Source organism: Streptomyces sp. NPDC020192 (genome assembly GCF_044388685.1).
GTDB lineage: Bacteria > Actinomycetota > Actinomycetes > Streptomycetales > Streptomycetaceae > Streptomyces.
This window is the reverse complement of record NZ_JBIRXG010000035.1, coordinates 1-20,736: the sequence shown is the minus strand read 5'-3', so window position 1 is coordinate 20,736 and position 20,736 is coordinate 1. Positions and strand designations below refer to the sequence as shown.

At 69.7% G+C, this 20,736-nt stretch carries 16 protein-coding genes and 3 pseudogenes; 11 read left to right on the top strand and 8 right to left on the bottom strand.

What is annotated here, in order from left to right; all coding sequences use genetic code 11:
- Window positions 1–82 precede the first annotated feature (82 nt).
- The 8 genes and pseudogenes from ACH47Z_RS40185 to ACH47Z_RS40150 all read left to right on the top strand — a co-directional run bounded on the left by ACH47Z_RS40185 (window position 83) and on the right by ACH47Z_RS40150 (window position 11,961).
- A complete protein-coding gene (locus ACH47Z_RS40185) occupies window positions 83–1,345 on the top strand; it encodes an FAD-binding protein (RefSeq protein WP_399083284.1) in 1,263 nt (420 codons plus the stop codon).
- Between the two features lie 150 nt (window positions 1,346–1,495).
- The gene (locus tag ACH47Z_RS40180) at window positions 1,496–2,746 is read left to right on the top strand and encodes an ROK family transcriptional regulator (protein WP_399083281.1); all 1,251 of its coding nucleotides are present in this window, start codon (window positions 1,496–1,498) and stop codon (window positions 2,744–2,746) included.
- Window positions 2,747–2,757: 11 nt separating this feature from the next.
- Window positions 2,758–4,602: a glycoside hydrolase gene (locus tag ACH47Z_RS40175; protein ID WP_399083278.1), complete on the top strand. Its 1,845-nt coding sequence runs from the start codon at window positions 2,758–2,760 to the stop codon at window positions 4,600–4,602.
- A 292-nt stretch (window positions 4,603–4,894) separates the two neighbouring features.
- Window positions 4,895–6,160, top strand: a complete 1,266-nt coding sequence (locus ACH47Z_RS40170; protein WP_399083276.1) for an ABC transporter substrate-binding protein — start codon at window positions 4,895–4,897, stop codon at window positions 6,158–6,160.
- A 20-nt stretch (window positions 6,161–6,180) separates the two neighbouring features.
- Window positions 6,181–7,146, top strand: a complete 966-nt coding sequence (locus ACH47Z_RS40165) for a carbohydrate ABC transporter permease (protein ID WP_399083274.1) — start codon at window positions 6,181–6,183, stop codon at window positions 7,144–7,146.
- Between the two features lie 23 nt (window positions 7,147–7,169).
- Window positions 7,170–7,985 carry a carbohydrate ABC transporter permease gene (locus tag ACH47Z_RS40160; RefSeq protein ID WP_399083271.1) on the top strand — a complete coding sequence of 272 codons (816 nt, stop codon included), beginning with the start codon at window positions 7,170–7,172 and terminating at the stop codon, window positions 7,983–7,985.
- 12 nt (window positions 7,986–7,997) lie between these two features.
- Complete coding sequence (locus tag ACH47Z_RS40155; protein WP_399083268.1) at window positions 7,998–10,865, top strand: glycoside hydrolase family 2 TIM barrel-domain containing protein; 2,868 nt, start codon at window positions 7,998–8,000, stop codon at window positions 10,863–10,865.
- A gap of 461 nt (window positions 10,866–11,326) precedes the next feature.
- A pseudogene (locus tag ACH47Z_RS40150) lies at window positions 11,327–11,961 on the top strand (TetR/AcrR family transcriptional regulator).
- Between the two features lie 13 nt (window positions 11,962–11,974).
- Here ACH47Z_RS40150 and ACH47Z_RS40145 read toward each other — a convergent pair.
- Both ACH47Z_RS40145 and ACH47Z_RS40140 read right to left on the bottom strand, forming a co-directional pair.
- A complete protein-coding gene (locus ACH47Z_RS40145) occupies window positions 11,975–12,760 on the bottom strand; it encodes a DUF2993 domain-containing protein (protein ID WP_399083265.1) in 786 nt (261 codons plus the stop codon).
- Between the two features lie 66 nt (window positions 12,761–12,826).
- Window positions 12,827–13,465, bottom strand: coding sequence for a TetR/AcrR family transcriptional regulator (locus ACH47Z_RS40140; RefSeq protein ID WP_399083262.1), 639 nt, complete (start codon window positions 13,463–13,465; stop codon window positions 12,827–12,829).
- A 188-nt stretch (window positions 13,466–13,653) separates the two neighbouring features.
- Between ACH47Z_RS40140 and ACH47Z_RS40135 the strand changes: the two genes are divergently transcribed.
- Together ACH47Z_RS40135 and ACH47Z_RS40130 are read left to right on the top strand one after the other, a co-directional pair.
- Entirely contained in the window at window positions 13,654–15,267 is a 1,614-nt protein-coding gene (locus ACH47Z_RS40135) for an MFS transporter (RefSeq protein WP_399083259.1), read from the top strand.
- A 225-nt stretch (window positions 15,268–15,492) separates the two neighbouring features.
- Window positions 15,493–16,470, top strand: a complete 978-nt coding sequence (locus ACH47Z_RS40130) for a phosphotransferase enzyme family protein (RefSeq protein WP_399083256.1) — start codon at window positions 15,493–15,495, stop codon at window positions 16,468–16,470.
- A 380-nt stretch (window positions 16,471–16,850) separates the two neighbouring features.
- On the opposite strand, the pseudogene ACH47Z_RS40125 reads toward ACH47Z_RS40130, so the two are convergent.
- From ACH47Z_RS40125 to ACH47Z_RS40115, 3 genes and pseudogenes are all read right to left on the bottom strand, one after another.
- Window positions 16,851–17,051 (bottom strand): annotated as a pseudogene (locus ACH47Z_RS40125) (hypothetical protein); the annotation flags it as partial.
- 14 nt (window positions 17,052–17,065) lie between these two features.
- Window positions 17,066–17,731, bottom strand: a complete 666-nt coding sequence (locus tag ACH47Z_RS40120) for a TetR family transcriptional regulator (RefSeq protein WP_399083253.1) — start codon at window positions 17,729–17,731, stop codon at window positions 17,066–17,068.
- A gap of 136 nt (window positions 17,732–17,867) precedes the next feature.
- Complete coding sequence (locus ACH47Z_RS40115) at window positions 17,868–18,761, bottom strand: hypothetical protein (RefSeq protein ID WP_399083250.1); 894 nt, start codon at window positions 18,759–18,761, stop codon at window positions 17,868–17,870.
- A 94-nt stretch (window positions 18,762–18,855) separates the two neighbouring features.
- Here ACH47Z_RS40115 and ACH47Z_RS40110 point away from each other — a divergent pair.
- Window positions 18,856–19,448, top strand: a pseudogene (locus ACH47Z_RS40110) (IS5 family transposase); the annotation flags it as partial.
- Between the two features lie 21 nt (window positions 19,449–19,469).
- On the opposite strand, the gene ACH47Z_RS40105 reads toward ACH47Z_RS40110, so the two are convergent.
- The 3 genes from ACH47Z_RS40105 to ACH47Z_RS40095 all read right to left on the bottom strand — a co-directional run.
- Window positions 19,470–19,856, bottom strand: a complete 387-nt coding sequence (locus ACH47Z_RS40105) for a VOC family protein (protein WP_399083247.1) — start codon at window positions 19,854–19,856, stop codon at window positions 19,470–19,472.
- A 141-nt stretch (window positions 19,857–19,997) separates the two neighbouring features.
- Window positions 19,998–20,348, bottom strand: a complete 351-nt coding sequence (locus ACH47Z_RS40100) for an antibiotic biosynthesis monooxygenase family protein (protein ID WP_399083244.1) — start codon at window positions 20,346–20,348, stop codon at window positions 19,998–20,000.
- A gap of 181 nt (window positions 20,349–20,529) precedes the next feature.
- On the bottom strand, window positions 20,530–20,736 hold a 207-nt coding region (locus ACH47Z_RS40095; protein ID WP_399083241.1), incomplete at its 5' end, for an anthrone oxygenase family protein.

Below are 20,736 nucleotides of genomic sequence, written 5' to 3'. Positions count from 1 at the left end.
CGAAATCCGCAGCAGGCTTCCCTCGCGGGCCATGCGGGATGAGAGGGTCGGCGCACAGGTACTCTCCGGGAGGGACGCAACTGTGACAGGGACGGCCGAGACCGCCGGGACGGTCACCAACTGGGCGCGCACCATCACCTACCAGGCGCGGGAGTTCCACCGGCCGCGCACCGTCGACGCGCTCGCGGCGCTGGTGACGGACAGTGCGCGGGTGCGGGTGCTGGGCAGCGGGCACTCCTTCAACCGGATCGCCGACCCGGGTCCGGACGGCGTACTGGTGTCCACCGCCGGCCTGCCGCCGGAGACCGAGGTCGACACGGTGGCGCGCACGGTCCGCGTCTCGGGCGGGGTCCGCTACGCCGAACTGGCCCGCTCGGTCCACGCGCACGGTCTCGCCCTGCCCAACATGGCGTCCCTGCCGCACATCTCGGTGGCCGGCTCGGTGGCGACCGGCACCCATGGCTCGGGCGTCACCAACGGTCCGCTCGCCTCGGCCGTACGGGAGGTGGAGCTGATCGTCGCCGACGGCTCGGCGGTGACGATCGGCCGGGACGACCCGCGCTTCGACGGCGCCGTGACCTCGCTGGGCGCGCTGGGCGTCGTCACTGCGCTCACCCTCGACCTGGAGCCGGCGTACGAGGTGGAGCAGCACGTCTTCACCGAACTCCCGCTGGAGGGGCTGGACTTCACCGCTGTGGCGGCCGCCGGATACAGCGTGAGCCTGTTCACCGACTGGCGCGAGCCCGGCTTCCGTCAGGTGTGGGTCAAGCGGCGCACCGACCAGCCGGCGGCCCGCTTCCCCTGGGCGGCCCCCGCGACCGAGCCGCTGCACCCGGTGCCGGGCATGCCCGCGCAGAACTGCACCGAACAGCTGGGCGTGCCCGGGCCGTGGCACGAGCGACTGCCTCACTTCCGGGCGGAGTTCACGCCGAGCAACGGGGAGGAGATCCAGTCGGAGTACCTGCTGCCGCGGTCGGCAGCCGTCGACGCACTGGGTGCGGTCGACGGTATCCGGTCGGCAGTCGCCGGTGTGCTGCAGATCTGCGAAGTGCGTACGATCGCCGCCGACCCGCAGTGGCTCAGCCCGGCCCACGGCCGGGACTCGGTGGCGCTGCACTTCACCTGGGTGCGGGACGAGGCAGCCGTTCTGCCGGTGGTGCGCCGGCTGGAGGAGGCCCTGGCTCCGTTCGATCCGCGTCCGCACTGGGGGAAGGTCCACGAGATCCCGTCGACGGTCGTGCGTGGACGGTATGCACGCCTCGCCGACTTCCGGCACCTGGTCCGCTCCCTGGATCCGGCCGGGAAGTTCACCAACGCCTTCGTCCGGGACCTTCTGGACGAGTGACGGCCACCACGCGCCGCCCACCGGCGACGGACTTTCTCCACCCCCTTTCCTAACCCCTTGTCGAAAGTCCCTCCCAGCCCATAGCCTGACGCCCGCGCCGGTGCCGATGCCGCCCCGGCCCGGTCTGGACGGGATGGGAGGGGCCACCGCGTGAAGCGCACATCGCGTGACATCCGCACCGCGAACCGCTACGAGGTGCTGCGCCAGATCATCGCCGAGTCTCCCACCTCCCGGCAGGAGCTGGCGGCGGCCACCGGCCTGAGCCTGGCCACGGTCGCCACGCTGGTCGGCGAGCTGCTGGACCTCCGTATGATCACCGAGGTCGGGTTCGAGGACTCGGCCGGCGGCCGGCCCCGGGGCCTGGTGGCCGTCAACGCGTCGGGGGGCGCGTTGATCGGCGTGGACATCGCGGAGACGTACGTCCATGTCGAGCTGTTCGACCTGGCGCTGAACGTGCTGGCCCGCGCCGACGAGGACATGCGGCCCGGCGAGAGCCGCCCGGAGCAGGTGGTCGGCCAGGTCGCCGCCGCCGTCGGCTCGGTGGTGGCGCAGGCCGGGGTCGAGGCGGCCCGGGTGCTCGGTGTCGGCGTGAGCGTGCCGGGCCAGGTGGACCGGGACGGCGGTGTCGCCGAGTACGCGCCCAACTGGGACTGGCACGACGTGCCGTTGCTCGATCTGCTCTCCGAACACATCGCGTACCCCCTGTACCTGGACAATCCGCTGCGCGCCTGCGCGGTGGCGGAGCTGTGGTTCGGGGCCGCGCGGGGCCGCGGGGACGCCGTGGTGGTCAATCTGGGCACGGGAGTCGGCGCCGGGCTGGCCCTCGGCGGCGGACTGCACCGGGGTGTGAGCAACAGCGCCGGCGAATGGGGCCACACCACGCTCGTGCTGGACGGGCGGCTGTGCCACTGCGGCAACCACGGTTGTGTGGAGACGTACGTCGGCGCGCCCGGCATCATGCAGAATCTGCGTGAACTGAGCCCGCGTTCCGCCCTGTTGCACCCCGAGGACCAGACGGCGACCATCGACGCGCTGGCCCGTGCGGTCGCCACGGGGGATCCGGTGGCGCTCAAGGTGGTCCGGGACACCGCCCGTTACCTCGGCGCCGGGATCTCCGATCTGATCAATCTCCTCAATCCCGAAGTGGTCGTGCTCAGCAGCTGGGTCGCCGCCCGGCTGGGCGCGCCGCTGCTCGACGAGGTCCGCGAGGCCGTCGCCCGGCACACGCTGCGCCGGCCGCTGGCCGCCACCGAGATCGTCCTCTCCCCGATCCCCACCGACCCGGTGTCCCTCGGCGCGGCCACGTTCGCGCTGGAGGGGGCACTGCAGCCCGTCGGCCAGAGCACCGGCACCACCAGGCGCACCACCCTCGCAAGGAGCCGTACCGCACCGCCTTCGTGACGACGGAAGGGATGCACGTGTCTCACCCCCGCAAGAGATCCCTGCTGCTCGCAGCCTCGGCCGCTCTGGCTGTCGGCGCTGCCCTCCTCACCTCCCCGCCCGCGAGTGCCACCGCCGCCCCGGCCGCCGCCGAGGTCTCCCCGCACGCCGCCCAGACCATCGACGACATCGGTGCGTCGGGTGCCTGGTGGGTCAACGACCTGCAGCACTTCGACCCGAAGGTGCAGGCCCGGGTGGCCCGACTCCTGTTCTCCGAACAGGGGTTGGACCTCAGCTCGTACCGCTACAACATCGGCGGCGGAGGCACCGCGGTGACCACCCCGGCCCGCGCCGCCGAGGACTTCCCCAAGCCCGACGGCTCCTACGACTGGAGCAAGGACAAGGGCGGCCGGACGTTCCTCACCTACGCCGCGCGGTACGGGGTCAAGGACCTGATCGGCTTCGTCAACAGCGCGCCCGCACAGTGGACCACCAACGGCAAGAGCTGCGGCGGGCAGTTGAAGGCGGAGAACGAGACCGACTTCGCGAAGTACGTCGCGGACGTGACCGATCACTTCGCGCGGCGGGGCGTACGGCTGGACTACATCAGCCCGTTCAACGAACCGGACAACAGCTTCGCCGACTGCGGTCAGGAGGGCATGCCGGTCCCGGTCGACCAACGCGACGACATCGTACGGGCGTTGGGCGCCGAGCAACGGGCCCGGCACCAGAAGACGTCGATCATCGCGGACGAGTCCAGCAAGACCACGCAGTTCACCAGCGAGGTCCCGCAGTGGATCGCCCAGCCGGGCACCGCGCAGTACGTCGCCAAGCTGGCCCATCACACGTACAACAACCCCGACGACGGCCAGTTGGGCCATGTCTACGAGACGTCGAGGTCGGTCGGCAAGACGTCCTGGGCCACCGAGATCTGCTGCTTCGGCAAGGGCACCACGGGCTGGAACCAGGAGTACGACCCGACGATCGACAACGCCCTGCTGATGTCGCGGATCATCTACAAGGACTTCGCGACCTCCCACGACTCGGCGTTCCAGTGGTGGGTGGCGCTCGCGAGCGGCTACGGCACCAGCCCGACCGCGAAGAACGACCAGGGCTGGAACGACGGCCTGATCTACTACGACCCCGACTACGCGACGAACGGCAACCAGACGCTGTACTTCACCAAGCGGTACTACGCGCTGGGCCAGTACAGCAAGTTCGTCCGGCCGGGCTCGGTCGCGCACAACGTGACCGGGGCGCCGGCCGGCGTGGAGGTGTCGTCGTACGACCGGAAGGGCCAGTGGGTGGTCGTGGTGAACAACCACAACACCACCGACACGGCGCTGAACCTGCACTTCAACAGCAAGGTGCCGGTGCGGGCGACGCAGGCGGTGCGGACCTCGGCGGACGAGGACTGGGCGAGGGTCGCGCAACCGTCGGTCAGCGGCAAAACCGTGTCCGCCACGCTCGCCGCCCGCTCGATCACGACGTACGTCTTCGACCAGAAGGGGCACGGCAGTTCGGCGATCACCGGTGCCCTCGTCGGCAGGCAGTCCGGCAAGTGCCTGACCGCCGGCGCCTCGGGGGCCGCGATCGCCTCGTGCACGGGCACGGCGGACCAGTCGTGGTCGTACGACGCGAAGGGCACGCTGAGGGGCGCCAACGGGTACCTGACGGCGGGGAGTTCGGGCCTGACGGCGACCGCCGCAGCCACCGATGACGGCACCCAGCGCTGGCTGCTGAACGGCAACGGGCAGATCGTGAACGAGGCGTCGGGCACGTGCCTCGATGTCAGCGGACAGGCGACCACGGACGGCGGCAAGGTGATCCTCTACAGCTGCAACGGCGGCGCCAACGAGGCCTGGACCAGGCCGTAGCAACCACTCCCCCTCGGACCGGGGGCCGCCGGCCACACCCCTGACCCGGCGGCCCTCATCTCCCTTGCCCTGACGCCCCGTTCGTGATCCCGAACCGAATGCAACGCTTCGAACAGACTTCGTCCAACCCCTTGCCGAAGCCTTAGCCGAAGGTTAACGTCCCCGTCCGCACCCTCTCTTTCACGCCACTCGGCCATCCGGCCACCCGGCGCGGAGCCAAGCCGCAGAAGCCGCAGCAGCCACAGAGCCGTAGAGCCGCCAGAGCCGCACTCGACAAGACAAGGACGTCAGCATGTCGGCACAGAGCAACACCAGCTGGAACCGCCGTTCGATACTCCGGGCCGCCGCCGGTCTGGCCGTCGCCGCCCCCCTCGCCGCGTGCGGCGGCAACAACGGCCGCGGGGGCGGCTCCGGTTCGGGCAAGCACCTCAACCAGATGTTCCACGCCTACGGTGAGCCCGGCACCGAGCAGGCGATCAAGCGGTACGCCGCCGCGTACAAGGGCGCGAACGTGAACACGCAGTGGATCACCAGCGCCGACTACGAGAGCAAGCTGTTCGCCACGCTGCTCACCAAGGGCGCGCCCGACCTGTTCGAGTTCCACCCTCAGATCCAGCTGATCAAGAGCGGCCAGGTCGCGGACCTGAGCGACATCGTCAACCCGGTCAAGGACGACTTCAACACGGCCGACATCACGTCGCACACCGTCGACGGCAAGGTCTACGGCGTCCGGACGCTGGACGACCCGCAGTTCTTCTTCTACCGCCCCTCCCTCTTCCAGAAGGCCGGCGTCAAGGTCCCCGAGACCCTGGACGAGCTGATCGAGGCCGCCGCCAAGCTCACCACCAGCAAGATGAAGGGCCTCTACCTCGGCAACGACCTGCACTCGATCATCAACCCGCTGATCTGGTCCGCGGGCGCCGACACCCTCGACGCCAAGAACCAGATCGCGTACCACACGCCCGGTGTCATCGAGGGCCTGAAGAAGCTGCGCAAGCTCTTCGCCAGCGGCAACCTCCTCCTCGGTGCCCCGACCGACTTCTGGGACCCCTCCTCGCTCAGCCAGGGCCTGTGCGCCATCCAGTTCTGCGGCATGTGGGCCATGCCGCAGTTCCAGAAGGCGCTGGGCGACGACCTCGGCGTCTTCCCGTTCCCGAAGACGATCGACTCCGGCAAGCCGTCGGTCTACAACGGCGGCTGGTCGGTCTTCGTCAACGCCAAGGGCGACAACGTCGACGCGGCCAAGGAATACGTGAAGTGGCTGTGGATCGACCAGAAGCAGTACCAGGAGGACTGGGCCACCTCCTACGGCTTCCACATCCCGCCGCGCAGCTCGATCGCCGCGCAGGCCACCAAGCTCAAGTCCGGTCTCGGAGCGCAGGGCGTCAAGCTCTTCAACGAATTCGGGCACTTCGACAACATCGGCTGGACCCAGGCCATGATCCAGGCCACGTGGGACCTCATCGCCGACTGCGTCCGTCAGAACGGTGACCCGGAGGCGGCCCTCGACAGGTGCGACAAGGCCGTCAACCGCGAACTGAAGAAGCTCTTCGGATAGGCCGGCGGACGGACCACGACATGTCGACCACCACCGAGCCCACGCTCGCGCGCCCCGCCCCGGCGAAGGCCGGACCGGCCAGGAGGCGGCGGGGCCTGCGGGGCAGCCGTACCTTCAACTTCTGGCTCTTCATCGGCCCCTTCCTCGCGGGGCTGATGGTCTTCGTCTACGTGCCGATCGGCTGGAGCGTCTACCTCAGCTTCTTCGACGCCCGCTACACGGTCACACCGTCGAAGTTCATCGGCTTCGACAACTACACGTACATGCTGACGGACCCCAAGTTCGTCCACTCCCTCGGCACCTTCACCGTCTTCGCCGCGTTCATCGTGCCGACCACGTGGGCGATGTCGCTGGGCCTCGCCCTGCTGGTGAACCGGCTGCGGTTCATGCGGGCGTTCTTCCGGTCGGTGTTCTTCCTGCCGACCGCGTGCTCTTACGTCGCCGCGTCACTGATCTGGAAGATGTCCCTCTTCAGCGGCGTCCGCTTCGGCCTGGCGAACACCGTCCTCGGCTGGTTCGGGATCGACAACATCGCCTGGCTGTCCAGCCCGAATCCGCCCTGGTACTGGCTGGTCATCGTCACCGCGCGTCTGTGGCTCCAGTCGGGCTTCTACATGATCCTGTTCCTGGCCGCCCTGCAGAACATCCCGGCCGAGCTGTACGAGGCAGCCGCCATCGACGGCGCCAAGCCGGGCTGGCAGACCTTCCGGCACATCACGCTGCCCCAACTGCGCGCCACCTCGACCGCGGTCGTCCTGCTCCTGCTCGTCGCCGCCTACCAGGCCTTCGACGAGTTCTACAACCTGCTCGACAAGACGACCTGGGGCCGCCCACCGCTGGTCGAGCTGTACTACACCGCCCTCGGCACGGAACAGGACTACGGCGCCGGCAGCGCGGGCGCCGTCATCCTGACCGTGCTGATCATCATCGTGACCCTGTTCCAGGGCAAGATCATGGGCTTCGGAAGGGGGGACGAGTCCAAGTGACCTCGAAACGCAGGGGTGGGGTGATGGGCAGCACCGGCCTGTACATCGCCACCGGTGTCGCCGCCTTCCTCTTCCTCATCCCGTTCTACGTCCTGCTGCGCAACTCCTTCTCCACCGACGCCAAGATCACCGGGGACCACTGGGAGTTCTTCCCCACCCACCTGCAGTGGGGCAACATCAGCGAACTGTTCGACGACCAGTCCGTACCGTTCGCCCGGACCCTGTGGAACTCCACGATCGTCGCGGTCTCCATGACCGTCGGCATCCTGCTGGTGTGCTCGCTCGCGGGCTACGCCCTGGCCCGCATCCCGTACAAGCACGCCAACAAGATCTTCTACGTCGTCCTCGGCACCCTGATGGTCCCGACCTCGGTGACCTTCGTGCCCAGCTTCGTGCTGGTGTCGTCCCTCGGCTGGGTGGACACCTACCGGGGTCTGATCATTCCGGGGCTGTTCAGCGGTTTCACCTGCTTCCTGTTCCGGCAGTACTTCCTCGGGTTCCCCAAGGAGCTGGAGGAGGCGGCACGGGTGGACGGGCTCGGCTACTGGGGCGCGTACTGGCGGGTCGTCGTCCCCAATTCGCTGAACTTCTTCGCCGCGATCGCCACGATCACCTTCATCGGCGGCTGGAACGCCTTCCTCTGGCCCCTGGTCATCGGGCAGGATCCGAACTCGTGGACCGTCCAGGTCGCGCTTTCCTCCTTCATGACCAACCAGACCGTCGTCTTCCACGAGATCTTCTTGGCGACCGCCATTTCCATCCTGCCCCTGCTGTTCGTGTTCCTCTTCCTCCAGCGCTGGCTGGTGCAGGGGATCGCGCAGACCGGTATCAAGGGCTGAGCTAGGAGACCGATGTCTTTCCGCACCACCACCGCAACCGATTACGTCGAGGACGTCTCCCCGGGCTCCGGCGCGCTGCCGCCGCGCGCCTGGTACGCGTCCTCCGACGCCGCCTCCCTCTCGCTGAACGGCAGCTGGCGGTTCCGGCTGTCGCAGACGGCCGACGCCGAGGACGACTCTTTCGCCTCAGAGGGGTACGACGCCGGTGGCTGGGCGGAGGTCTCGGTCCCCGGCCACTGGGTCCTCCAGGGGCACGGCTCCCCGATCTACACCAACCACCTCTACCCGTTCCCGGTCGACCCGCCGCACGTGCCGACCGAGAACCCGACCGGCGACCACCTGCGGGTCTTCGACCTGCCGGCGGACTGGCCGGACCTCGCCGAGGGCGGCGCGGTGCTGCGGTTCGACGGGGTGGAGTCGTGTGCGCGGGTGTGGCTGAACGGCACGGACCTCGGCGAGTTCAAGGGCTCCCGGCTGCCGCACGAGTTCGCGGTCGGCCATCTGCTGAAGACCACGGGCAACGTCCTGGCGGTCCGCGTCCACCAGTGGTCGGCCGGCTCGTACCTGGAGGACCAGGACCAGTGGTGGCTGCCGGGCATCTTCCGTGACGTGACCCTGCTGCACCGCCCGGCGGGCGCCGCCCTCGACTTGTTCGTCCACGCCTCCTACGACCACCTCGCGGGCACCGGCACCCTGCGGGTCGACTCCGACGTCGACGGCCGGGTCACCATCTCCGAGCTGGGCATCGACGTCGCGACCGGCGAGAGCGTGACCGTGCCGGTCGAGCCCTGGTCGGCGGAAACCCCGAGGCTGTACGAGGGCGAGCTGGCCACCGAGGGCGAGCGGGTGCCGCTGCGCGTCGGTTTCCGTACCGTCGAGCTGTCGGACGGCCTGATCAAGGTCAACGGCAGGCCGGTCCTGTTCAAGGGCGTCAACCGGCACGAGTGGCACCCGGAGAAGGGCCGCGCCCTCGACCTGGAGACGATGCGCGAGGACGTGCTGCTGATGAAGCGGCACAACGTCAACGCCGTCCGCACCTCCCACTACCCGCCCCACCCCGCCTTCCTCGACCTGTGCGACGAGTACGGCCTGTGGGTGATCGACGAGTGCGACCTGGAGACCCACGGCTTCACCGAGCAGGGCTGGCGCGACAACCCCGTCGACGACGACCGCTGGACCCCGGCCCTGCTGGACCGCGCCTCCCGCATGGTCGAGCGGGACAAGAACCACCCCTCCGTCGTCATCTGGTCCCTCGGCAACGAGGCCGGCACCGGACGCGGCCTGACCGCGATGGCCGAGTGGATCAAGGGCCGCGACGCCTCCCGCCTCGTGCACTACGAGGGCGACATCGACTGCCGTGACACCGACATGTACTCCCGCATGTACGCGAGCCACGCCGAGGTCGAGCGGATCGGCCAGGACCTGGACGGCGGCACCCACAAGCGGCGCGGGCTCCCCTTCATCCTGTGCGAGTACGCCCACGCCATGGGCAACGGCCCCGGCGGACTCGCCGACTACCAGCGGCTGTTCGAGTCGTACGACCGTCTCCAGGGCGCCTTCGTCTGGGAGTGGATCGACCACGGCATCGCGCACCCGGAGCTGGGCTACGCCTACGGCGGCGACTTCGGCGAGGAACTGCACGACGGCAACTTCGTCTGCGACGGCCTGCTCTTCCCGGACCGGCAGCCCTCCCCCGGGCTGGTCGAGTTCAAGAAGGTGATCGAACCGGTCGGCATCAGCGGCGACGCCGGTGACGGCACGGTCCGGGTCACCAACAAGCAGGACTTCGCCGGCCTGTCCGCGCTGGCGTTCACCTGGTCGTACGAGGTCGAGGGCGAGCGGGTGGAGTCCGGCACCCTGTCGGTGCCCGTGCTGGCACCCGGCGAGTCCGCCGACGTCAAGCTGCCCGCGCCCCCGGCCGCATCACCGGCGGGCGAGGCGCTCTGGACGGTCCGGGCGGTGCTCGCGGCCGACACCCCGTGGGCGCCGAAGGACCACGTCGTCGCCTGGGGCCAGGTTCCGGCCGCGCAGCGCCGGGTGCCCTCGGTCGAGCCGACCGCCCGCCCGGTGCCGGGCGACGGGGTGATCACCCTCGGCCCCGGCACCTTCGACGCCCGCACCGGCGCCCTGACCGCGATCGGCGGCGTGCCCGTCTCCGGTCTGCGCCTGGCCGTGTGGCGGGCCACCACCGACAACGACGACGGCGCCGCCTGGCAGACCGACACGCGCTACGGCCTTCAGTGGCGCACCCTCGGCCTGCACCGGATGCGGCACCGGCTGGACGCGGTGGAGGCCGGCGAGAACGCGCTGACGGTGCGCACGCGGGTGGCGCCGGCCGCGGCGGAGGTGGGGCTGTCGACGGTGTACCGCTGGACGTCGAACGGCGACCGTCTGCGGTTGACCGTATCCACCGTCCCGGAGGGCGACTGGACCGTCCCGCTGCCCCGGCTGGGCATCCGGTTCGGACTGTCCACGGCCGACCGGGTGCGGTGGTTCGGCGGCGGCCCCGGCGAGGCGTATCCGGACACCAGGACGGCGTCGGCGGTCGGCTTCTGGCAGTCGACCGTCGACGACATGCAGACGCCGTACGTCCGCCCCCAGGAGAACGGCGCGCGGATCGACGTCCGCTGGGCGGAGCTGGGCGGCCTGCGCATCGAGGGCGACCCGGCGTACTACCTCACCGCCCGCCGCTGGACCACCGAGCAGCTGGACGCCGCCGGCCACCGCACCGACCTCACGGCCGGCGACGCAGTCTGGGTCAACCTCGACCACGGCCAGCACGGCATCGGCTCCCAGTCCTGCGGCCCGGGCCCGCTGCCCCAGTACCACCTGCGGGCCGAGCCGGCGGAGTTCTCGTTCGTGTTCTCGCAGACCGGTTGACCGACACGGTCCTGACACCCACCGCGGCCGGCCGGCGCATCTCCGGCCGGCCGCGGTCACGTCGTGCGCAGGTGCGCCCCGCAAAGGAGATCCGTCGAGTGACTCATGTGACCGGCAGCATCGAGGTGCGCGAGCTGTCCCGTACCTTTCACACGACCGTCCGCCGTCCGGGTCTCGCGGGCGCGCTGCGTTCGCCGGTCAGCCCGGAGCGGGTGGCCAAGCACGCGGTCTGCGGCCCGGATGTTCGCCGCGCAGGGCGCCCTGCTCGCTGTGGAGGTCCTGGTGGGCCGTCTTGACGTCAGCCCCCGGAACGCGGGTTTCAGACATGGTGCCCTCCGAGCAACATTGCCGCAATGAGGAAATCATCAACTGTGATAGTTCTGTCGTCAAGCCGTTCACGGCGGGGAATGATGAATTCATCAGGACTGTGATCGTCATCGCTCCGCCGTTAGGCTCGTCGCGTGTCTACGTCAGCCCCGCCCAGCAACCGGTTCGAGCGGCGCCGCGCCGAGACCCGGCGGGCACTCATTCGCGCGGCCCGGCAGATCCTCGCCGAGACCGGGGACACCAGCGCCAGCATCCAGGCGATCGCCGAGCGCGCCGACGTCGGATTCGGCTCCTTCTACAACCACTTCGAGTCGAAGACGGAGCTGTTCGAGGCGGCCGTGGTGGACGCCCTGGAGGAGTTCGGCCAGAACTTCGACAAGCACCTCGCGGGGATCGACGACCCGGCCGAACTGGTGGCGGCGGGTTCCGGCTCAGCGCGCGGCTGACCGCGTCCCATCCGGAGCTGATGCAGGTCGTACGCCGCCGCGGCCTCGGGCACGTCCACTCGGACAACGGCCTCGCCGTCCGGGCGCTGCGCGACCTGCAGGTCGGCATGGCCTCCGGTCGCTTCACCGCTGTCGACCCGACGGTCGCGCTGTCGGCATTGGGCGGAACACTGCTGTCCCTGGTGGAGCTGGGATTCGCCCGTCCCGACCTGGACGGCGACGAGGCGGCGGTGAACCTCGCCGAAATGGTCCTGCGCATGCTGGGCGTCCCGCCGGACGACGCCCACGAGGTCGCCCGGCGCCCCCTCCCCGACCTCGACTGACCGCCCGGCACGTCTACGCGGCGGACGACGCGCTCGGACGGAAGGTGACGGACGTGCCGGTGAAGCGGGCGTCGATGCCACTCTCCGTGGGGGTCACCGATCGCAGGTGCAGCCCCTCCGGAATGTTCTGAAGCGGGACGGGCCTCGACAGGGCCGTGTCGAGCAGCGCCTTGGCGGGAGGGATCAACTCGCCCCGGGTGACGCGGATGTCCGAGAAGGCGATGCGGTTGCCACTGGTGGCCGAGACGGCCGCGCTCACGGTCACGTCTCCGGCGAGCGGGAGGTCGGCCGTCGCGTCGACGCGTCCGGGCTCGTCCCCCTGTGAAATCCGCACACCGAGGACACCCGACAGGTCGTCGTAGGACAGGAAGGCAGTGGCCTGGACACTGCGCGCATGGGCCTCCTTGGCGCTCCCCGAGGTTTTCAAGCCGTCCAGGCCGACGGTCAGTTTCGTCACCGGTAGCGGCCGGGTCGTTCCGCGGGCCGGTATGTCGTGGGCCGTGATCTCGACATGCCGCAGGCTGCCCTGGGCCAGTTGCGTGAGCACGGAAAAGCCGCTGACGTGCACCGAAGGCTGGTCAGACGTGCCCATGCCCTCCTGGAACGCCTCCGCCGTACGGCTCTCGGCATCGGCTGCGGCGGTGCGGTCGACCACGACGGCGCCCACCAGCGCCGCCACCAAGGACGCGGCGACGATGAACCTGCGCCGCTTCCACAGAGGCGGCGGGCTCGCGTGGACGGCGGCGTCGCCGTAGGTGGACTCACTGACGAATGCGCCGTCGGGCTGGTGCTGATACATGGGTGCCCTTTCCAGGGACGTGCTCGGGAGCTTCTTGGGACATGTGTCTGCAGCGGCTGTGTGCGGCTAGGTACCGACACGCGCCGGCCGGCCCAGGCGGCGGACACAGGTGAGGGCGGCGTCGCCGTCCACACCCATGGCGATCAGGGCGGCAGCCGCGGTGCCCCGGCCGTCGTCGCTCCAGGCGCCGTCGTTGACGCACTCCAGAAGCCCCAGCAGATGGCCCTCCAGCGCCCGGCTCAGCGGGCCGGCCGGCACACCGGCCTGGAAGACCCCCTGCCGCTGCCCCCGGGCGATGATCGCCGCCGCCGTCTCGCGCGCGGGCGCGAGGACCTCGGCGACCCGCTCGACCCCGAGATCCTGGGGCGCGAGGCGGAGCAGCATGCGGTACCGGTCGCCGACGGGCCATACGGCCATGACGAAGCGCGCCAGCGCCGTGACGGCGTCCAGTTCGGGAACCGCCGGGACCATGAGCACCGCCCGCAGCGCCTGGGCGGCGTCCTCCACCAGCCCTTCGACGAGCGCCGCCCGGCCGCTGAAGTGGCCGTAGACCGTACGACGCACCACCCCCGCGGCCTCGGCGATGTCACCGAGGCTGCTGTCGGGGTCACGGCCGAGTTCCTGCCTGGCCGCCTCGAGGATCCGGGCCCGAGTGGTGCGGGTGCGACTGCGTCCCAGGGTGTCTGCCACGTATGCGCTGGTCATGTCGGGATCTCCGGTCGACGGCGGGAAGGGCATCTCGATAGTTGCACACCGACGGGCAATAAACTAGTCTGCACATCGATGGGCAATTAACTGCCCGGTGCTTCGCAGGCTCACGGCCGCGCCCGCACCGCTCACACCGATCCACGAACCCCGAAGCCTCCGCTTCGCCTCCTGCCGAGGAGCTTTCGATGCCGCTCTTTGCCGCCACACCCGTCGAGAAGACGACGGGGCCGTATCCCCGGCGCTGGTGGGCGCTGCTGGTGCTGTGCCTGAGCCTGCTGATCGTCGTCATGGCGAACACGTCGCTGATCGTGGCGGCGCCGGACATGACGAAGGACCTGGGCCTGTCCAGCAGTGACCTGCAGTGGGTCATCGACGGCTACACGGTCCCGTATGCCGCGCTGATGCTGGTGCTGGGTGCGATCGGCGACAAGTACAGCCGCCGTGGCGCCCTGGTCCTGGGTCTGCTGATCTTCGCGGGCGGCTCGGTGATGGGCAGCCAGGTCCACCACACCGACCTGGTCATCACGGCCCGCGCGATCATGGGCATCGGCGCCGCCGTCGTCATGCCGGCCACCCTGTCCCTGCTCGTCGCGATCTTCCCGAAGTCCGAGCGCGCCAGGGCCATCACCGCGTGGTCCGCCACCTCCGGCCTCGCCATCGCCGCAGGCCCCCTCGCTGCCGGATGGCTGTTGCAGCACCACGCCTGGGGCTCCACCTTCCTGATGAACGTGCCCATCGCGGTCCTCGGCGTCTTCGGGGCGCTGCTCCTCGTGCCGCCGTCGAAGGCAAAGGACATGGGCCGCATCGACTACGTCGGTGGTCTACTGTCGATCGTCTCGGTCGGCTCCCTGGTCTACGCGACCATCGAGGGCCCGCACTTCGGCTGGGGCACCGGCCCGATCACCGCGGCCGTGGTCGCCGGCATGGGCCTGCTGGCCTTCACCGCCTGGGAGTTGCGCCACCCCAACCCCATGCTGAACGTGCGCAAGTTCGCCGAGCGGCCCTTCTCCGGTTCGATGCTCGCGGTGCTGTTCTTCTTCTTTGGCACCTTCGGCTCGATCTACTACTCCACCCAGTTCCTGCAGTTCGTCCTCGGCTACGACGCCCTGGAGACCGGTATACGACTGCTGCCGCTGGCCGGAGCCGTCTTCGTCGGCGCGGCCGTGACCGCGAAGCTGACGCCGAAGCTGGGTGTGAAGGCTGTGGTGGGTGTCGGCATGGTGCTCGGCACGGCGGGCGTCGTCCTGCTCACCCGGGTCGAGTCGGGCTCGACGTACACCGACTTCCTGCCGACTCTGCTGGTGCTGGGCTTCGCGATCGGTCTGAGCCTGTCCCCGGCGACCGACACCATCATGGGCTCCTTCCCCGAGTCGGAACTGGGCGTCGGCGGCGGCGCCAACGACACCGCGCTGGAACTCGGCTGCTCCCTCGGCATCGCGATCCTCGGCTCGCTCCTCGCCACCTCCTACAAGCACAAGCTGACCGACATGGTGGGCGGCCACCTCCCCGCCGCCGCGATGAGCACCGCCAAGGACTCGGTGGGCGGCGGCCTCGCGGTCGCCGAGCAGGTAGCGAAGAACCCGCAGGGCGGAACCCAGCAGGCCCAGGCCCTGGTCGCGGCGGTCCACGAGTCCTTCGCTCACGCCATCGCCCACACCAGCCTCGTCGGCGGCATCATCATGGCCTTCGGAGCCGTGATCGTCATCGCGGTCCTGCCCGGCCGCGAGCACGCCGGCAAGCACCGCCAGCAGGACACGGCGGTCGCGCCGGAGGAGACCGAGGCCGTGGGCGCCGCCTGAGCCCCACGAGGTCGCGGGCCGGACACGTGATCCGGCCTCCACCACCCAAGGACGGGCCGTGCCTGAGCGGAGCACGGCCCCGGACGGTGCCGGGAGGGGACGCCCGGCACCGTCCCTTTTTGCAGTGGTGAGGTCCGCCGACCGTGGAGCCGCACTCTGGACTCCGCCCCGAGGCTCAGCATGCAATAGTCAACGTTGGCCATCAGCATCCGGAGAGGTACCTGAATGCACGACACAGCCGACTTCATAGCTGAGACCTACGGACTCGGTGCAGGGCCCTGGACGATGAGACCCGTCACCCGTGGCGCATTGGGCCACATCTGGAAGCTCTCCGGAAACGGCTCCTCCTGGGCGGTGAAGGAACTCCTCTTCGGCTGCGACGAAGAACAGGTGCGCCGGGAGGCCGCATTACGGCAGGCCATGGAGAACCTTGGAATCGCGTCACCGCGTCTCATTCCCAACCGCCACGGCACACACGTCTCACAGCTGACTCATTCTTCAGGCGGGTCCTACGTAAAGCTGTACGACTGGATCGACGGCACCAAGGCGGATCCATCCGACGGGGACATCCTGGACTGGTTCGGCCGAACCATGGCCCTCCTCCATACGGCGGGCGAGGACGCGAGCGATACGCCGGACTCCTGGTACGAGCAGTGCCCTCAGCACGCTGACTGGAAAGACCTGCACGAGAAGGTTCATCAGGCCCGCTTGCCGTGGTCGGACGCGCTGGGCTGGTTCATCGACACGTCTGCGGCGGAACTGGCGCACTGGGTGACCCCGACCGCGCCCGGCGACCTCGTGACGTCACATCTCGACCTGCAGCCCCAGAACGTTCTGGTCGGCCCGGACGGGCCGGTCCTCCTCGACTGGGACAACGCCGGACCCGTTTCGGCGGAACGAGAACTCGCACGCGCCGTGTACGTATGGGCGGGCCGCAACCAGGTGAACACCGATTCCGCCCGGCGCCTGGCGCGAGCCTATCGAAGCGCCGGAGGCACAGCGACCATCAAGGGACCGCAGTCCTTCTCCATGCTGTTCGCGACGGACCTGAACTTCATCTACGTACAGGCCGAGTGCTCCATCGACCCGGCCGTGACCTCCGCGCAACGCGAGTTCGCGAGCAACCAGGTGGTCGCTTCCCTGCGTGGCGTGCCAAAGCTGACGGCTGTCGCTCAGTTGACCGACGCGCTCGGGAACGTGTGACAGCCAGTCGCTGTGGACATGTCCTCCGAGCATGCCATGCCTCGGCATGCGAGCGGTCCCGGCCACCTCGGCCCTCTACGACCATGGTTCTGGAGGCCTTACTGACCGCCGGCCGTAGGAGCCTGCGTAGTGACCGTGCCGTCGGCCGGTGTCCCGCCGTCCGACGACCGGCCGCTCGCGCGCACTCAGTTCGTCCTGGACCTCGGAATGGGTCTTGCCGACGGTGCCGGTGAGGATCTGGACGGTCTGCACGGCCGGCCTCATCCAGGCTCTGGCCGACCAGGCCGGGAACATCGGCCTTGCCGTCGACGGAGGTCCAGCGGCCGATACGAGCACTTCGGCGTCGAGGTATGCCTCGATGTCGGCGACGACGGACGTCCATGACCTTGACCGGGCCGGTGGCGGTCAGCATGACGTCGGCCGGCTTGGAGCGCCGGGTCGCGGGCGAGGTCGGCCCGCAAGGTCTTCACGGCGACGAGACGGTCGAGCCGGCGGTCCCGGGCGAGATGCTCCTCGGCCATGCCTCCGGAACCGAGCAGCAGGCGCAGTTCGTACCGGCCGCCCAGGGCGGCCACCGCCACCGGGTGGGAGAAGGTCAGGTCGTCTGGTCCGCCGAGCCGTCGGCGGCATCCTCCGCCGTTGCCGTGGCCGCCACCTCGTCGACCACGACGCGCGCCTGTTTCTCCGGGACACCTGCCGCGATGAGCGTGGCGACGGCCACCCGGGTGCCGTCGTCCTCGAACGTGCCGGTGTTGATCTCCTCCAGGAGGGCGACCGTCATGGCCTCCAGAGCGGCGCCGAGCACTGCGGGCGGCAGATGGGAGTGGAAGACGCCGTCGCGCTGCCCGTACTCCACGATGGCGGTGGCCCTGACACGGGCGGGCTTGAGGACCTCGTCGACGCGTTCCGCGCCCAGGTCCCGGTGGGCGAGCGCCAGGAGCATCCGGTAGCGGTCACCCACCGGCCAGATCGACAGGGAGAAGCGCGCGAGCGCCCGCTCGGCCGGCTCCGTCGTCGGCGCTCCGACCGCCACGGCGGCCTCGAAAGCCTCGGCGGCCTCCTCGGCCAGCGCCTCCAGGAGCGCCGCCCGTCCGGGGAAGTGCCCGAAAAGTGTGCGCCTGACGACACCGGAGGCACGGGCCAGCTCCTCCAGGGTGATGTCGGGGTTCCGTCCGAGTTCCCGGCGTGCGGTGGCCAGGATGCGCGCCCGGTTGGACCGTGCGTTGCGTCGCTGCGGCACGCGGCCGACGGGCTGGGACACGGAAAACCTCGATGAAGACCGGACGAAGTACGAGCGCCTCCATTCTGACATGCGAGCCTCCGGCACGATCTGCGGCCGCATCCGCAGATCGCGCCGGAAGGACAGGCGGGGAGGATCAGGCAGGAAGCTCCTTGATTCATGATGGAGCCCAGCGGGCGGTGGGCCGCCAGAGCGTGCCACGGACTGAAGGACAGGACGTCATCGTGTCGCGCGGGTTCAACCGGCGGATGTGCGATCCGAGGGGGGTACGTAGGCCGCGCGGGTCGGCGGCGTAGTCGAAGTCGTTGATCCGGTTCGGGTCCTCGCCGATCGCGGGGTTGTCACGCTCCGGAGCCAGCGCCAGGGGCGCGCCGCTGCGCCGGCGGCCGACGAGCTTGGCGGCCAGCAGTTCCGGTTCGGCCTCGGTGCGGGCGGTGTCGTGCAGCCACTTGTTGAAGGCGGCGACATGGGAGTGGTACGTGCGGAAGACCACGTAGGTGCCGTTGCGGCCGAGGACGTCCGGAGTCGGTGCGGGCAGGGGATGGCCGGTCTCGCTCGGGTAGCCCAGCACGAACTCGCCGGCCCTGTTCAGGCGGCCGTCGCCGGGCAGGGGTTCGGCACCGCTGCCCTCGACCACCGGCCGGCTGAAGCCGTCCCGGTACCCGAACACATTGAACCCGTCGGCCGCGAAGTCCCGGTGCGACAGCAGCCGCACCCCCGGCACCTTGCCCAACTCCGTCTCGTAGGCGGCCGTCCCGGCACGGAAGTTGGCAGGGAAGGAGGCCGGCGACTCCTGCGGCACACCAAGGGCCACCAGTCCCTCGTAGCTGAGGGCGAGGGCCTGCCAGGGCGGCCGCGGTTCGTCCCAGCCGGCCGCCGAGGTCACCCGGGGTGCCAGCCGGCGCAGCAGTTGTCTGCCCGCGGCGGGCTCGGTGATCTCCAGGATGGCGTGGGTGCCGAAGCAGGGCTCCGGCCGGACCCGCAGCAGGGTCGCCTGGATGTCGTCGAGCTCCAGCGTGGGCGGGCGGCGCAGGCGTCGGAAGACGGACATGGTGCGCCTGCCGTCGGTTGAGGTCGGACAGGAAGCACTGCACGGCTTTCTCCTGCCGCTTGAGCCGGGCGCCCTCCGCGACGGTGAGGCCCGGGTGGGTGTGGATTCGACCTCCTGCCGGCCCCATCAGCACTCCGCAGGTGCCCGCATCCGCGCAGCACGTCTCCCCAGACGTCGGGGCCGGCCGGCTCATCACCGCTGAGCTATTGGATTCATCTGGCCGGTGAGGGCGGTCGGCGTCCGCTCGGGTTCGTCATCACGCCAGGGCAGTGGGGCGATGCTCCACAGGTGATCCCTGTCTTGGACCGGATCCGTGTACCGCGTCAAGGTGGAGGACACCCGCGCACCCGGCCCGACCATCTGGGCGGCGACAAGGCGTACAGCTCCCGGCGGAACCGGCGCTACCTGCGACGCCGCGAGATCAAGCACATCATCCCCGAACGCCGGGACCAGCGGGCCAACCGACAGCGCCGCGGCAGCGTCGGCGGCCGGCCCACCGGATGCGACCGCACCATGTACAGGCGCCGCACCGAAGTCGAGCGAACGATCAACGCCCTCAAGGGCTTCCGGGCCGTAGCCACACGCTTCGACAAGCGCGCGTACGTCGTTCACGGCACCGTGACCGTCGCGCACATCACCGCGGCGGTCGCGACGACGAACGCGATCCCGCCACCAGCGAGACCATGATCCGCTGGGCCGCCGTCGGCCTCACGACCCGGCGCCGCCCGGGGTGAGGATCTCCATGAGATGTCCGTCGGGGTCGTGGAAGTAAGTGCCCCTGCGGCCTTCGGGGCGCTTGCTGTGATAGATCTGCCCGATCTCTTGGCATGCGGGATCGCCGTAGTGGGTGATTCCACCGTGCTGGATGCGGGCGAGGGCGGCGTCGAACTCCTGCTCGCTGACCATGAACGCGTAGTGGTGTGGCTCGAAGTCGTCCAGCTGGTCGTAGTCCAGGCTGACCTGGTTGGCCAGCGTGACCGGCGTGAAGTGCGCCACCGGCGGATCGACACTCAGGCCGAGGATTTCGGCCAGGAACTGCGCCGAGGCTTGCGGGTCACGGGCGGGGACGATGGTGTGATTCAGTTCCACGGTCATAGTGGCTCCTCTTCGGGGACGGGACTACGCGTAGTGGGGGCGCTCGGCGGCCTTGGCGACCCGGCATGGTGTGTGGATGCGTGACTGCCCGGGAGAGGGCAGGGCTTCTCCGGCTGCCCTCCCCCTGCTACGGCTGCCGTGTCATACGTCGATCTGCTCGAAGATGTGCGGGTACGACACGACGTCGTCGGGGGACTCGGCCACCATGCGCTGGAACTCCGGGCTGGCGAACGCCGTGGCGAGCGCCTCGGTCGACTCCCAGACCGCGACGTTCATCAGGAGTTGGCTGTCCGCCGTTCCCTTGTGCATCTGCAGGGAGACGAATCCCGGCTGAGCCCTCATGAATTCGGCCTGCCTGCGAAAGAGGGCCAGGAACGATTCGGTCCTCTCCTTCGGGACGACGAAGGTGTTGGCCAGGACGATGGGCCCGGTCTTCTCCTTGAACTGCGCGAACATCGGCGTGTGCGGGTCGAGACTCTGCAGCTTGGCCATTTCCGGTACTTCCTCTCGCTGTCGGTCAGTGGGTGTCGCTGGCGCCCGGGTCCTGGGGATACCAGCGGAGTTCGAGGGTGTTGGTGTCCGGGTCCTGGATGTAGATGGAGGTGGCGGTGCCGCGCTTCGGGCGCACGGCCGGGCGGCTGCGGCTGACAACCGGGCGGGTGAGCCCGCGGGGTCAGGCGAGGGCGGCGACCAGTGAGGCGAAGGCGGCGATGAGTACGGCGACGCGGACGTAGTGGAGGCGCTCCCAGCGGTTCAGCTGCTGCTTCCAGTCGGCGGGCCGGTTGTCGGGGGTCCACGTCTTGTTCCGGTTGTTGATCGGGACGAGCAGCAGGAGCGACATGACCACACTGAGGGTCAGCAGGGCGCCGGCGGTGACGAC